The sequence below is a fragment of the Leucobacter luti genome, from assembly GCF_019464495.1.
In the GTDB taxonomy this organism is placed as follows: Bacteria; Actinomycetota; Actinomycetes; order Actinomycetales; family Microbacteriaceae; genus Leucobacter; species Leucobacter luti_A.
Genome location: NZ_CP080492.1, coordinates 2,379,365 through 2,394,416 on the forward strand (window position 1 = coordinate 2,379,365; position 15,052 = coordinate 2,394,416).

Consider the following 15,052-nt stretch of genomic DNA (forward strand, 5'->3'; position numbering starts at 1 on the left):
GCCGAGACCGTCCTGCGCAGGTGCGCAGGGACCCTTCCACCTGCCCCGCGCCAGCTTCAACCCAACAAACACTGACGCTACGGCTGAGCATCTTGGTAGGTCCGCCAAGCAGTTCGATCGGTCATCGGGTCACCTGCATCGCGGGAGTGATCAGCGAGGAAGCCGTCCTCAAGCTTGGGGTCCGCGGCTTGGACACCAACCCTTTGCCGTGCCGACGGCGATGTCGTCCACAAACGGAGCGGTTCGAGTGTGGCCATGAAGCTCGTCTCAATCTTTGGAATTGCGGATGCGCGACGAATCCTCTCGGCAATCGGTCAGTCCTACAAACATTCTCAGCAAGTCCACTCAACCGAACGGCGCTTCCTGCTTCGCGCCGTTCCTGGGGTGGTGGTCGGTGGAATCATTGCAGCGGGCGCACTGTCGAGTGCGAGCGCGTCCGCACATTCCCGTCCTGCAACACCTGTCGAATGGGTTACAGGCGAGAGCGCAGCCCCAATCACTGCTGTGGCAAAGCAGTCAACAGAGATGCAAGAACTTGCAGCACGGCTCATCTGACAAGGCTTCGCTCGCTTCCCCCGCTACAACGTTGTAGCATCCGTCGGCGCTGAGTCTGTGGTGTTCTGACGCTCGATGACGAGATCCAGAAACGACTCGCACTGATCCGGTCGCTTGCGTCGAAGCCTCCAAACGCTGTCGTACTAGGCCAGAGCGGTGAGGAGACGGTGAGTGTTGGTCAGCTGAGGCCCGTGGGCGTGGCCGCTGCGCGAGGGAGCTACGATGACTGGACAGCTTGTGGTGCGGGCTTCTGCCCGGTCTGTGCCGGCGGATGTGGGGCAACCTGGCCCGGATACGTTCCTCGCGTATGGACTTGCTGCGTGGGCGTGCTCGCCACCTGTGGAGTCTTCAACTAGTCAGGGAGTTCGGCGGTGACCGCACAAGAGTCAGTTGAGATTCGGCTTCAGGCTCTTGCGCCTGAAGATCGGAAAGAGATTCTGGATTCAGTGCAGCTCGGCCATGCCGTCAGCCGGGCCGAGCTCGCTCCGCTCGCGTTGGAATACGCCGATTCCTGGAAGCGCGGAGGGGGTCCGCGGCTGTACCGCAAGTGGTACTACTGGGTCGGTTCGATCGTCGCCGTAGTCGCGTTGTATTGGATCACTGGCTGGATCGCCGCGACTCTTCTCGCTGTGGTGATGTTCGTGGGGCCCTCGCTCATGCGGGACCGAGTCACCGCCGCTCGGCGAGCTGTTGAAGCGAATCAACAGTACTTAGAGGACACCGACAAGTTGTAGCTCTGCCGTGGGAAGCAGCGACAGGCGATGCGCGCACAAGGCCTCTGTCTGGTGCGGTCGTCGCCTGGCGCTCGCCCATTCGCTGCACGGGCTTCCGCTTCAACTGCAACGAAATTGATCGCGAGTTGTTTCTGCCTCATAGTGAGTTCGGCTGCGGGGCTACTGTTCTGTCTCGAGAACCTTGAGCTCCTCGACCTCTTCGTGTGTTCTCGAGCTCGCAGCTTCGTGCTCAGTGAGCTCAGCCATGAGCGCACGTGCCCGCAATGCAGACCCTGGGGCCCCCGATCAGAACAAGCGACCCATCGGGGCGCTGAGAAATGGTGATCGGAACAATCTGCATCTCAGTTTGCCCAAACGAATCGCGGGGGAGACTCACCTGGTCGTCGACGGCGGCACGCTACCGCTGCAGAATAGCGAGAGATTCGATCTCCAGTGCAGCAGACCGGATCATCTGCGTACAAACGACGAATCCCCCGCCGCTTTCGCGACGGGGGATTCAGATACTGTGTGCGCCCCGAGGGATTCGAACCCCCGACCTTCTGATCCGTAGTCAGATGCTCTATCCAGCTGAGCTAGGGGCGCCCGTTGGTTTCCCAACTAGAAAGACATTACACGAGCGGATTCGAAAACGAAAATTCGGGCGGGGATCCCGGGCGTGTGCGGAACGCACCCACCAGCAGAGGTGAGCACGGTACCCTGGTCCTCGTGCCTGAAAACCCCAGTACGTCCGCCAGCTCGCAACCAACGCCGAACTCTGCGGCGCTTCAGCGCGCTGAGTCGCTGATCCTCGAGGTTCCTGATTACCCCGCAGCCGGGATCCTGTTCCGCGACATCACGCCGTTGCTCGCGGACGGCCCAGCATTCCGCGCCACGGTCGATGCACTGATCGCACCCTTCGCGGGCACCTTCGATGTTGTTGCCGGGTTGGAAGCCCGCGGCTTCTTGTTCGCCAGCGCCGCCGCATACGCGAGCGGTGCCGGGCTCATGCCAGTCCGCAAGGCAGGCAAACTGCCCCGACCTGCCGCGCAGGTTGACTACGCACTCGAGTACGGCGTCGCCGTTGTCGAAGCGCACGATGATTTCCCTCGCGGATCCCGGGTGCTCCTGATCGACGACGTACTCGCCACCGGCGGCACTCTCATCGCAGCGCACGCGCTGATGCGCGAACTGGGATACGAGGTCGCAGGGACCTCGGTGCTGTTCGAGATCGAAGATCTCGGCGGCCGTGCAGCGCTCAACGACCCGCAGCTCCACACCGTCTTCCACAGCTAGCGGATCTGGTCCGAGGTCTGGCACAGGTTCGGGGGGAACCAGCACTATGAGCAAAGACGCGAAGCCAGCACGCCGGGGGCTGCCCGGTGCAGACTTCTTCGACCTCGCAGGGAGCGACCCGGAACTGCTGAACTCCGGGCGGATCCCTGACCCAGCTCCCGAGCACACCCCGCTGTTTCGCTGGCTCGCCCGAGTCCTCACCGGGGTCGAGGCGCGGCTGCGAGCCCGCGGCGACGCTGTCTGGCGCAATGCGCTCCGTATCTTCTGGGCCCTGATTGCAGCGGTGGGGATCCTGTTGCTGTTCGGCCCGATCATCAACAAGCCGCTCGACTTCGACGATGTCATTGCCTCAGCGAAAGTAGATGAGGTCGATTGGGTGGCGCGTGACGCCAGCGTCGAGTATGACGTCACCCGTGGCGCATCGGGTGGCTTTGCGGCAGCGATCTCCGAGCGGTACACCGCGGACTTCCGGAACGGTCCCGAACCGAGCGTCGAGCGGGTTCTTGTCACCGAATTCGCGGGGCACGACGCCGAGTTCGAGCTCGGGGAAGTGACCGTGGACGGTACCCCGGTCACGGCCGAAATTGAACGCCGCTCCACCACCACCACTATTCGGATTACGCAACCCGACGGGGCCGAGTTTGAGGGGGAGCACGAGATCGCCGTCTCGTACCAGCTCCACAATCTCATCGTCACCGCCACCGATGACGCGACGGGCAGCATCGTTGACGCCTGGGACTGGCCGGTGTTCGGCCCCCTCTGGCCGCAGGCCACCAAGGGGATCGAGGTCTCGCTCACGCTGCCGGCTGAGCTGGACGCAGCACTGATTCGGAAGCCTCAGGCGTACGTCGGTTGGCTGCTCGCGAGCGCCACCCAGTGGCTGACGCCTGAGGACCCAGCGAGCTCAGGGGCGGAACCCAGTTCCACGTCTGGATCCGAGGTGCGCTACAGCTTCAGCAATGATCAGAGCCTCCCGCCTTACCCGGACATCCTGATCAGAGCAAGCTTCGAGCAGGGCACCTTCACACAACCGGACACCACGGCGCTGTTCTGGTGGCAGAGCTACGGCCCGCTCCTCCCGCTGGGCGTCCTCGCGGCTCTCGCGCTTTTCGCGGCGGCCGCCAGACGAGTGGTCTGGGCCGACAACGCAGGTGACCCCTGGTACCTTGCACGGAGCGAGCCACCACAGAAGCTCTCACCAGACCTCGCGGCTGCGCTGCTCGGCAAAGCAGCGCACGCTGAGCTGGTCGCGGAGCTCGCTGACGTCCCCGGTCGCGGCGCGAAACGGGAGCGATGGTTCTCTCGACTCGCTCGTGCAAGCCGACGGGCTGGCCGCTGGGGCAACCTTCCAACCGTGCGCGAGGCCGCTTCACGCTGGCGCCGCCCGGACGAGGTTGTCGACCGAGGCTTGCGCTGGGTACCTGACAGTTACGTGCGCGACTTCTTCGTCTTCGCGCCCGTCGCAATAACGCTGTTCCAGTGGGGGCTCCTGCGCCAGCTCTCAGAGCAGGTTATTTTGTCAGTCGTCTGGTGGCCGGCGGTGTTCGTGCTGCTCTCGACCGTGTTTGCGATCATCTCACTCGTGCTGGTGCGTCGCCCGCGCCCGCTTACCCGCGCGGGTGCGCTCGCCGTGCAGCAGTTGAAAGGCGTGCACGTGTTCGCTCGTGCCACGCGACTCCTGGATCGCGGGCCGCTCACCGACCCGCTGCTGCCGTATGCCGTGCTCTTCGCCTCCCCCAGGCGCGCAGGCAAGCGGGTCGCGGCCCTCGCGATCGAGGAGACCGGGGATCCGTCGATCACGAACGGCTGGCGTGGCTCCCGGTTCCTGCCGCTCCCCGCGATTCTCGCGCTCGGCGCAGCGCTGGCCGTGCTGGCGGGCGCGATCGTGACGGTATCGACCGTATCGCCGCCCTACGACGACACGGAGCACTACACCGAGGACTCGAGTAACCTCCCCGGCACCCTGTACACCGAAACCGCTGGGTTCGATGTGCGGGCGGAGCTCGGCCGCGGTGCGGACGGCGGAGCCCGTCTGGAGGTCACCGAGCTTCTGACTGTGGTGTTCGCCGACGGCTCCTCGCGCGTGCCGCAGTATGCGCGGGAGTGGTCGACGCAGTATCTGGGCCAGGATCTCGGTTTCGATCTCACCTCGGTCACCATTGACGGCGCGGCCGCACCGGTGCGCGAGATTGCGCAGCCGCGCAGCCACGTCGTGGTGACCCAGTTCCAGGACGCGCTTCAAGGTACACATGAGATCGAAGTGCGCTACACGCTGAACGGCGCAGCGGTCGCGGCGTCAGACGGTGTGGGCGAAGCTCAGCAGGTGCGCTGGGCGGCTTGGCTCGAGACCTGGGAAGACGAGTACTACACGAATCCGAGCAACCCGTACGACGGCTCCGCAGTCGTGCGCCCGCTCCGGCTGGAACTCACTGTGGCCCCCGAACTCGCGAAAGAGTTGCGTGGGGGCGGCTGGATCGATCTGGATCTCGACCTCCCGCGCATCCCAGGCGCAGTCGGAAACGCCGTACTCCCGTGGCAGGTCGAGTCCTCCTGGTATGACGACACGGGGCAGCGCAGAGAGCTCCGGATCGGAGCAGAGACTCTCCGCGAAGATGGCGCGCTCGTGCTGATCTTTGACGCCGATGCTGTGGAAACGCGTGAGATCGACGCGCTCGGGGAAGGCGGCTCGTTCGCTGTCGATCCTGAGGTCAACGACAACTTTGGCGCGTACGAGTTGCAGGTGGGGGCTTACACCGAGCTGGGTGCGCGGCTCGACTTCCCGGCAGATACCTTTGCGGGCGTTGAGGAGGGGGCGATGCAACGCGCGCTCGCCGCATACAACCGCCCGTACGCGATGATGATGTGGCTGACGGGGGGAGTGCTCGCAGCGGCCATCGCGATCACCACCGTTGCTGCGCTCCGACGGCGCGCACCAGGACTGGGACTGAGTCTGGTCGGATTCCTCGGGATCCCGCTGTTGCTCATCGCCCAGTGTGTGCTGTTCTGGTGGATCGTTGGCCCGATGGCCAGCAGCGATGCGCAGGGAACCGGCGCGTTTATCCTCTCCGGGGTGACGTGGGTTGCAGTCGTCGTCCAGTTCGTCGTCCTGGTTCGCCGCCTCGGCCGGGCGGGTGGAGAATAGACCCCATGACCCAGATCGATGCCACCGCCGCATTTTTCGCCGCACGCGACCAGCTGCTCGCCTGCGCAGGTGACCCAGCACGTGCGCGCGCAGAGTTTCAGTGGCCAGACGTGGGCCCCGAATTCAACTGGGCACACGACGTATTTGACGTGATCGCGCAGGACAACGACACTGTCGCGCTCTGGATTGCGGAGGAGGACGGCAGCGAGCAGAAGCTCACCTTCGCCGAGCTCAAGCGCCGCTCTGACCAGGTGGCGAACTGGCTACGCGCGACGGGTGCTCGCAAGGGTGATGTCGCCATGCTGATGCTGGGCAACCGCGTCGAACTCTGGGAGATCATGCTCGCCGCGATGAAGCTTGGCATCGTGATCCTCCCCACTTCAGTCGTGCTGGGTGCGGCAGAGCTTGAAGATCGTGTGGCCCGAGGCCGCGTGAACTGGGTGTTCGCCGCTCCCGAAGACGCCCTGAAGTTCTCCGAGGTGCCGGGCAGCTACCGTGGCATTGGGGTCGGCCTCGGCCTGCCCGATGCGAGTAAAGAGCAGCGCGCGGCGCTGTGGGAGTGGGAGCACTACGAAGAATCGCGTGCGGCTGGCGCCGGACGCATTCCTAAAGCGACACTGAGCGGCGATCCCGCGTTGATCTACTTCACCTCGGGCACCACGAGTCTGCCCAAGATCGTCGAGCACTCGCACACGAGCTACCCGCTCGGGCACCTCACCACGATGTCCTGGCTGGGCGTGCGCCCCGGCGACACCCACCTCGTCATCAGTGCTCCGGGCTGGGGCAAGCACGCCTGGTCGAGCTTCTTCGGTCCGTGGCACGTCGGAGCCACGATCTTCGTCGCGAATTATGGTCGCTTCGACGCTGAGTTCCTCGTCTCAGAACTGGACCGAGCTGGGGTCAACACGTTCTGCGCCCCACCAACCGTGTGGCGCATGCTGATCCAGCACCAGCTCGCGACGAAGCCGCGCGCGCTCCGAGAGGTCGTCTCCGCCGGGGAACCATTGAACCCCGAGGTCATCGCCCGCATTCACGAGTGGTGGGGCCTTGAGATCCGGGACGGCTACGGCCAGACCGAGACGACGGCGCTCATCGCGAATATGCCCGGCGACCCGATCGTGCCGGGCGCGATGGGGAAGCCGCTGCCAGGCGTCGACGCGGTGCTGATCGATCCGGTGACCGGTGCCGAGGCGGTCGAGGGCGAGAACTGCCTGCGGATCGTGGCTCGGGACCCCGACCCTACTGTGAGTGAAGTGGACGCGTCAGGAGCGGCTGCGGCCACCCGTATCGCGCCGATCAACCTGATGACCGAGTACCTCGGCAACCCGGAAGCGACGGCCCGCGCGACCGCGAATGGGCTGTTTCACACGGGAGACGTAGCTCGCCGCGACGAAGACGGTGTGCTGACTTTCGTGGGGCGCACGGACGACGTCTTCAAATCGAGTGACTACAAAGTGTCGCCGTTCGAAGTCGAGAGCGCACTGCTGGAGCACGCGGCCGTCGCTGAGGCAGCCGTGGTCGGCGCACCGGACGAGACGAAGCTCAACGTCACGAAGGCCTATGTCGCGCTCGCCGCAGGAGTGCCGGCAACGGAGGAGACTGCCCGCGAGATCCTCGCACACGCTCGCGTGGCATTGCCGCCGTACATGCGTGTGCGCCGCGTACAGTTCGCCGACTTGCCCAAAACCACCTCGGGCAAGATCCGCCGTGTCGAGCTGCGACAGGCTGAGGAAACCTCGTTTGCCGCCGGTGAGCGGACCGCAGGCGAGTGGCGTGAAGAGGACTTCCCCGGGCTCAAAGGCTAGCGAGCTGCGGGGCGTCAGGATCTGGCGGTTGAGCGAGGACTGGCAGCACCGCTGGCAGCATCCCTGGCAGCGGCCAGACCCTCCGCCGCTCGTGCCCACTGCGTCATCAATCGTCACGAATTGGGCCGGGCCGTGAGCCGCCGATAGCTTCGAGCTATGACCCGTATTGAGACCACCACCGCTGGCAGCCTCCCCCGCACGGAGGCCCTGATCGAGGCCAACGCGGCCCGCACGTTCGCAGAGGACGGCTTCACGCTGCAGTCCACTCCCGAGTTTGAGGCGCTCGTCGCCGAAGCGACACGGGACGTGGTGGAGCGCCAGCGTGAGGCCGGGATCACGCAGCCGGGCGATGGTGAGTTCGGGAAAGCGATGTCGAACGCTGTCGACTACGGTGCCTGGTGGACCTACTCCTTCCAGCGCACTGCGGGTCTCGAACTCACGGGGAAGGACATCTTCAGCCAGGAGCCCGTGCGCTCCGAACCGGGCAATGTGCGATTGACCACCTTCCCCGATCGCCGCGACTGGAGCACGTTCTCAGAGGCGTACCAGGATCCGCAGAGCGGGATCAGCGTGGGCAAGAACGCGACCGCCTTCCCCGCCACAACAGGCCCGATCCGGTACACCGGCCAGGCCGCGATCGCGAATGACACTCGAAATCTCGTCGCCGCACTGCAGCCGGGCGAGCGCGGCTTCCTCACGGCAATCGCACCCGGCTCTGCCGCCCGGATCGAGAACGAGTTCTACCCGAGCGAGCAGGCGCACATTGACGCATGGGTCGAGACCCTGCGCGAGGAGTACCGCGCAGTGACCGACGCCGGGCTGATCCTGCAACTCGACGATCCCTCGATCGCTGAAAACTGGGATCAGATCAACCCGGAGCCGAGCATTGAAGACTACCTCGCATTCACGCAGATCCGAATCGATGCGATCAACGCGGCGATCGAGGGGCTCCCGAAGGAGCAGATTCGCCTGCACCTGTGCTGGGGGTCCTGGCACGGCCCGCACACGACCGACATCGAGCTCAAGCACATCCTCAGAACGGTGCTCAGCGCCAACGTTGGCCAGGTCTCGTTCGAAGCTGCGAACGCCCGCCACGAGCACGAGTGGGCCGTGTGGGAGGAGCAGAGCGACCTCATCCCAGACGACCTGATTCTCGTGCCTGGCGTGGTGAGCCACGCGACCAACCTCGTCGAGCACCCCGACCTCGTCGCGCAGCGCATTGAGCGCTTTGCGAAGATTGTCGGCCCGGAGCGTGTGATCGCGGCGACCGACTGCGGCCTTGGCGGGCGCGTGCACCCCAGATCGCCTGGGCGAAGCTTGAGGCGCTCGGCGAGGGAGCTCGTCGCGCGCGAGTGTAGAGCGCCGCTCGCTCCACGCTGCGGGAGTGACGCACGGACTTGAGCGAGGGAGGTGCGTGGGTGCGCCTGCCTGCCTGCCTGCCTGTCTGTCTTCTCGCACCGGAATTTCCGGTGAAACGATTCATGGGTCGAAGTTCGGGACTTCAGCTCTGGGAAGCCCCGAAATTCGACCCATGAGTGTGCTGGGCGGATGAGCTCAGGGCCAGAGAGATGCGTTGAGCGCGCAGCATCAGGGAAATGCGTTGAGCGCGCAGCGCCGGGGTCCAGCGTCTCGCCCCGGCACCTCGTGCTCGTGCTCGTGCTCGTGCTCGTGATGTGGCTGGCTTGGCCTGGCTCGGGTAGGCCTGCCTGTCTCGTCGCACCCCTCTCTGCGGTGAAACGATTCATGGGTCGAAGTTCGGGACTTCAGCTCTGGGAAGCCCCGAACTTCGACCCATGAGCGAACTGGGCGGATGAGTTCAGGGCCAGGGAGTTGCGTTGAGCGCGCGGGATCAGAGAGTTGCGTTGAGTGCTTGGCGCAGGAGTCCGGCGCTGAGCACCCAGGGCTGAGCACCAGTGCCCAGCACCCATCACCCAACGCCCAGCGCGCAGCGCAGCCTCGTACACTGCGACGGCGCCCTACCCGTGCGCAGCGAGTAGGGCGTGGCAGCGGGCCACACGCTCGCGCCACCAGGCCGTGCGCTCAGGCGACGCCGCGTAGCGATCGAGCAGCAACGGAGAGAGCACCGGCCGGCCAACGGGGATCGACCCCTGCGCCGGGATCAAAGAAGTCTCCGTGACGTCGCCGTCGAGCAGCGCGACGGTGCCGAGCCCGCAGGCCCCGGCCAGCGTGCCATCAGGAAGCGACGCCGCAAGCTGCGCGCCCATCGCGATCCCCACCGACGTGTCGAGTGCACTCGAGACGACCACTGGCAAGCCAGCCTCCCGCACGATCTCGAGGGCCCGCGAGACCCCGCCGAGCGGCTGCGCCTTCACAATAATCAGGTCGGCCGCGCCCGCGCGGGCCACTGCCAGCGGGTCCGTTGCCTTCCGCACACTTTCATCTGCGGCGATCCGCACCGGCACTCCGGCTGCAGCCAGCTGTTGCCGCACCTCGACGAGTTCTGGCACCGTTGCGCAGGGCTGCTCAGCGTAGTCGAGGTCGAACTGGGCGAGCGCCGTGAGCGCCGCAACCGCATCGTGCACAGACCACCCAGTGTTGGCATCAACCCGGATACGGGCGGTTGGACCCATGAGCACTCGCACCTCCCGCACTCGGGCGACGTCCTCGGCGAGCGATTGGCCCCGCTCCGCAACCTTCACCTTTGCGGTGCGGCAACCGGGAAAGCGGGCGAGGATCCCGGCTACCTCCTCCGGCGCAACCGCCGGGACCGTGGCGTTCACATCGATCCGGTCGCGGAGCGGCGCCGGCTGCTCACACCAGCCGAAGTCCAGCGCGGCGGCGAGCCACTGCGCTGACTCAGGATCCGCGTATTCGGTGAACGGGGAGAACTCGCTCGGACCGCGAGGCGCGTCGAAGATCGCCGCTTCTCGCACGGTGATCCCGCGAAACCGAGTTCTGGTGGGGATCGAGACGACGCGGATGGTGTCGAACACCTCGGCGAGCGGGGGAATCTCGGCGGGAAGATGCGTCATGCTCCGAGTCTACGGAGGGCGATGCGCGAACTTACCGTGCCGGCGCGGAAAGCCGGTCTGACCTCCAGCGTCTGAGGGGCGGGCGCATGTGTACCTAGGCGGGGACGCCCACGAGTACCTTGGGTGCGCATGCGCACCTAGGTGAGACACGCATACGCGCCTCACCGGGTGAAGGGGCGCCTCACCAAGCTTGCGGGCGGGCGGCTCCCGGACGAGAATCAGGGTATGGCGAGCGAGCAGACGAGCACGGTCCCCGGGCAGCCCCCGCACGAACCGCACGACACCAACGTGGGGCAGCGGTTGAACTGGCTGCGCGCGGGGGTGCTTGGCGCAAACGACGGTATCGTTTCGACGGCCGGCGTGGTGATCGGCGTTGCGGCAGCCACGCCCGGCAACCTGGTCGCGATCGTGACCGCGGGACTCGCTGCGCTCGTGGCGGGCGCATTTTCGATGGCCGGCGGCGAATACGTGTCCGTCAGTACGCAGCGTGATACCGAACGCGCGTTGATCGCGAAAGAGACACGCGAGCTCGCCGAGCAACCTCAGGAAGAGCTGCGGGAGCTCGCTGGATTTTACGAGCAGCGCGGTCTCACCGAGGATTTGGCGCTCCAGGTCGCAGTGCAACTCACCGCGCGTGACGCGCTCGCGGCACACGCAGAGGTCGAGCTCGGGATCGATCCAGAGGAATTTACGAGTCCTTGGGCCGCCGCGCTGTCCTCCTTCGTCTCGTTCACCGTTGGCGCACTGATCCCGCTCCTCATGATCCTGCTCCCCGTGGGGGAGCATCGAGTGTGGGTCGCGGCGGTCGGGGTCGTAGTGGGGTTGTTCCTGACCGGCTGGATCAGCGCTGCACTCGGCCGCTCCCCGAAGCGGCCAGCGATCCTGCGCAATGTGACGATGGGAGTGGCGACCATGCTCGCGACTTACGTGATCGGGCTGCTCTTCGGCGTTGCGGTGTCCTGATCCGCGTTCCGGAAGCGAGACGCACGGCAGCGAACCGCGCCGAACCTGGAAGTGAGCGACCGCGATCCGTCGCCGCCCAGAATAGGCTGGGGGTATGACGCAGCAGGTTTCCGATCTCTTCGACCAGGCCGAGTGGGAAGTCGCCCCGGGGGCGGTGGGGTACACCGACATCACCGCGCACCTCAGCCGTGATGGCCGGATCGCGCGCATTGCGTTTGACCGACCCGAAGTGCGCAACGCTTTTCGGCCGCGCACCGTCGACGAACTCTATGACGCGCTTGACCGCGTGCGGGTGAACCCGAAGGTTGGCGTGGTGCTGCTGACGGGCAACGGGCCCTCGCCGCGGGATGGTGGCTGGGCGTTTTGCTCGGGCGGCGACCAGCGGATCCGTGGCCGCGACGGCTACAAGTATTCCGACGACGAGACCACGGTGGGGCCTGAGGCGACGGCGCGTGCTGGGCGGCTGCACATTCTCGAGGTGCAGCGGCTGATCCGGTTCATGCCGAAGGTGGTAATTGCGCTGATCCCCGGCTGGGCCGCTGGCGGAGGGCACTCGCTGAACGTGGTGTGCGATCTCACGATTGCCTCGCGTGAACACGCGAAGTTCAAGCAGACGGATGCTGACGTCGGCTCCTTTGATGCCGGCTACGGCAGTGCTTACTTCGCCCGTCAGGTGGGGCAGAAGATGGCCCGCGAGATCTTCTTCCTCGCGGAGGAGTACTCGGCTGATCGGGCGCGCGAGATCGGCGCCGTCAACGAAGTCGTGCCGCACGCGGAGCTGGAGCGCACCGGAATTGCCTGGGCGCGCACGATCCTGGGCAAGTCTCCGACTGCGATCCGCATGCTGAAGTACGCCATGAATGCGGTGGATGACGGGATCGTGGGCCAGCAGCTGTTCGCTGGTGAGACCACTCGCCTCGCGTATGGCACTGACGAGGCGGTTGAAGGTCGCGACTCGTTCCTCGAGAAGCGCGAGCCTGACTGGAGCCCGTTCCCGTACCACTACTAGGGTCTGGGCCAGCTCGGCACCGGCACCGGCTGGCTGGCCGGTGGCTGGGCGGTTGGGCCGCCAGGCTAGGGCACCGGCACCGGCACCGGCACCGGCTGACTGGCTGGCTGGCTCACTGGGAGGCGTCGATCGGTATGCAGACACCGGCCTCAACCCGTCAGTGCACGGAAGGGCTGGCGCCCCGAATCTTGTCGCAGTGCGAAGCTTCGGGGCGCCACTCCTCACGGGTCAACGACTCTGCGCCTGCGCGGCCTTCTTTGCGCGCCGGAGCTCGTGCAGCAGTGGCTCGGTGTAGCCGCTCGGCTGCGCAGCCCCCTCAAGCACGAGCCTGCGCGCGGCGGTGAACGCCAGCCCGGGCGTCGTCCCGTCCGCTCCGAGCAACGCCTCATATAGGGGATCGGCCGCGTTTTGACGATCCACCACGGCCGCGCAGCGCACCAGCGCCGCATCGATCTCGTCTTCGGTAATCACCCCGTGCAGGAGCCAGTTGGCGAGCAGCTGTGAGGAAATTCGGAGCGTCGCCCGATCCTCCATCAGGCCAATGTCGTTGATGTCGGGCACTTTTGAACAGCCGACACCCTGGTCGATCCAGCGCACCACATACCCCAGGATCGACTGAGCACTGTTCTCGAGTTCGGCCGCAACTGTCGCTGGGTCGAGATCGGCGGGCTCGGCGAGCGGGACCTGCAGCAACGTGGCAAGCGAGTCTGGAGCGCCAGCGCCAGCGCCAGTGCCGGTGCTGGATCGGTCCCCTGACACTTCGGCTCGGGCCGCAAAGGCATCGACCTGGTGGTAGTGAATCGCGTGCAGCGTCGCGGCGGTGGGTGAGGGCACCCACGCGGTGGAGGCTCCCGCGCGCACGTGTCCGATCTTCTGCTCGAGCATCGCCGCCATGAGATCCGGCATCGCCCACATGCCCTTCCCGATCTGGGCGTGTCCGGTGAGGCCGCACTCCACGCCGATCGTCACGTTGCGCGCCTCGTATGCGGTGAGCCAGGGGGCAGTGCGGATGGCGGCCTTGGGCAGGAACGGTCCGGCATGCATGGACGTGTGGATCTCGTCGCCCGTCCGGTCGAGGAATCCTGTGTTGATGAACGCCACGCGATCAGCCGCCGCCGCGATTGAGGCCGCGAGGTTTGCGGACGTGCGGCGCTCTTCGTCCATGATCCCAATCTTGAGCGTGAGCGGAGGCAGACCGAGCAGCGCCTCTACGCGGGCGAAGAGCTCAGCGGTGAAGGCCGCTTCGTCTGGTCCGTGCATCTTGGGTTTCACGATGTACATCGAGGGTGTACGCGAGTTCGCGAGGTCGCCGCGCAGGTCGTCGAGCGCGCCCAGCGCGGTCATGATGGCGTCAACGATCCCCTCGGGTGTTTCTGCTCCCGCGCGATCGAGGATCGAGTCACCGTACATGAGGTGTCCCACGTTCCGCACGAACAGCACCGAGCGCCCGGGGAGCGTGACGGTGCCGCCACCGGGTGCGAGATAGGTGCGGTCAGCGGCCATGCTGCGGGTGAAGCTCGTGCCGCCCTTCGTGATTTCTTCGGAGAGCGTGCGCGCCATGAGCCCGCGCCAGTTGCGATAGCCGAGCGCCTTGTCTTCCGCGTCGACGGCTGCGACCGAGTCTTCGAGGTCCATGATCGTAGTGAGCGCAGCTTCCAGCACGATGTCTTGCACCCCGGCGGCGTCGCTCGATCCGATCTGGCCGGTTCGGTCGATCACGATCTCTGCGTGCAGTCCGTGATGCACGAGCAGGATCGAGTCTGGGGATTCGGCGGATCCGGTGTATCCGACGAGGGCGGCCGGATCGGCGAGCGCGCAGACGGTGAAGTCTCCGAGTTCGACTCGCAGTTCGCCGTCTTGCACTGAGTAGCGAGTCGCCGCTGAGTGTGACCACTCGGGTGCACTGGGCACCTCAGCGTTCAGGGAGATCCCCTCGAGTGCCTGTAGCGGCGCAATCAGGTCGAGCAGTTCGCGGCCGCGTGCGATCACCGCGGCGCCGCGGGCCGGATTGTAGCCCGCGCCAGGTGCGAGGTCGCCTTCGTGGGGGATCGCATCGGTGCCGTAGAGGGCGTCGTAGAGTGAACCCCAGCGTGCGTTCGCTGCGTTGAGCGCGAAGCGCGCATTGAGAATCGGCACGACAAGCTGGGGCCCGGCGCACAGGGCGATTTCTGGCGCGACGTGTGTGGTCGTGACGCGGACCTCGTGTGGCACGGCGCTGAGGTAGCCGATTTCGGTGAGGAACGCGCGGTACGCTGCGGGGTCCGGGATTCCCGGAGTGGCTCGGTGGTATTCGTCGATCTGCAGCTGGAGTGCATCCCGCCTGCGAAGCAGTTCGGCGTTGCGCGGCGCGAGCTCGTGCACGATCGCGCTGACTCCGGCCCAGAATTCCTCGGCGTTGAGCCCGTGTGCAGCGAGGCTTTCTTCGGCGAACGCAAGGATGGGTTTCGCGACGGAGAGGTCGGCGCGGGGGGCGTAGGCAGTCATACGAGCTCCAATGCTGCGGGGACGTGGTGGGGCAGAGCGCGATGCGGTGGTTCGTTCTCGCGGATCTGCTCGGCTGTGCTCCACGATAGGAGGGT

8 protein-coding genes, 1 tRNA gene and 1 pseudogene are annotated in these 15,052 nt (G+C 65.9%); 7 read left to right on the plus strand and 3 right to left on the minus strand.

Features of this window, described 5'->3' with window-relative positions; genetic code table 11:
• Positions 1–926 precede the first annotated feature (926 nt).
• Positions 927–1,289, plus strand: coding sequence for a hypothetical protein (locus tag K1X41_RS10655; protein ID WP_220174592.1), 363 nt, complete (start codon positions 927–929; stop codon positions 1,287–1,289).
• Positions 1,290–1,797: 508 nt separating this feature from the next.
• On the opposite strand, the gene K1X41_RS10660 is transcribed toward K1X41_RS10655, so the two are convergent.
• Positions 1,798–1,871 (minus strand) — tRNA-Arg (locus K1X41_RS10660).
• Between the two features lie 123 nt (positions 1,872–1,994).
• Between K1X41_RS10660 and K1X41_RS10665 the strand changes: the two genes are divergently transcribed.
• From K1X41_RS10665 to K1X41_RS10680, 4 genes and pseudogenes are all read left to right on the plus strand, one after another.
• Positions 1,995–2,561, plus strand: a complete 567-nt coding sequence (locus tag K1X41_RS10665) for an adenine phosphoribosyltransferase (protein ID WP_133615376.1) — start codon at positions 1,995–1,997, stop codon at positions 2,559–2,561.
• Positions 2,562–2,607: 46 nt separating this feature from the next.
• Positions 2,608–5,703, plus strand: coding sequence for a DUF2207 domain-containing protein (locus tag K1X41_RS10670; protein ID WP_220174593.1), 3,096 nt, complete (start codon positions 2,608–2,610; stop codon positions 5,701–5,703).
• A 5-nt stretch (positions 5,704–5,708) separates the two neighbouring features.
• A complete protein-coding gene (locus K1X41_RS10675) occupies positions 5,709–7,508 on the plus strand; it encodes an AMP-binding protein (protein WP_220174594.1) in 1,800 nt (599 codons plus the stop codon).
• Between the two features lie 156 nt (positions 7,509–7,664).
• Positions 7,665–8,866 (plus strand): annotated as a pseudogene (locus tag K1X41_RS10680) (cobalamin-independent methionine synthase II family protein).
• Between the two features lie 618 nt (positions 8,867–9,484).
• On the opposite strand, the gene K1X41_RS10685 reads toward K1X41_RS10680, so the two are convergent.
• Positions 9,485–10,501 carry an o-succinylbenzoate synthase gene (locus K1X41_RS10685; RefSeq protein ID WP_220174596.1) on the minus strand — a complete coding sequence of 339 codons (1,017 nt, stop codon included), beginning with the start codon at positions 10,499–10,501 and terminating at the stop codon, positions 9,485–9,487.
• 225 nt (positions 10,502–10,726) lie between these two features.
• Between K1X41_RS10685 and K1X41_RS10690 the strand changes: the two genes are divergently transcribed.
• The gene (locus K1X41_RS10690) at positions 10,727–11,464 is read left to right on the plus strand and encodes a VIT1/CCC1 transporter family protein (RefSeq protein ID WP_220174597.1); all 738 of its coding nucleotides are present in this window, start codon (positions 10,727–10,729) and stop codon (positions 11,462–11,464) included.
• Between the two features lie 94 nt (positions 11,465–11,558).
• Positions 11,559–12,473, plus strand: a complete 915-nt coding sequence (locus K1X41_RS10695; RefSeq protein ID WP_132201312.1) for a 1,4-dihydroxy-2-naphthoyl-CoA synthase — start codon at positions 11,559–11,561, stop codon at positions 12,471–12,473.
• 228 nt (positions 12,474–12,701) lie between these two features.
• Here K1X41_RS10695 and K1X41_RS10700 read toward each other — a convergent pair whose 3' ends face one another.
• On the minus strand, positions 12,702–14,957 hold the full coding sequence (locus K1X41_RS10700; RefSeq protein WP_220174598.1) for a malate synthase G: 2,256 nt from the start codon (positions 14,955–14,957) through the stop codon (positions 12,702–12,704).
• Positions 14,958–15,052 lie beyond the last annotated feature (95 nt).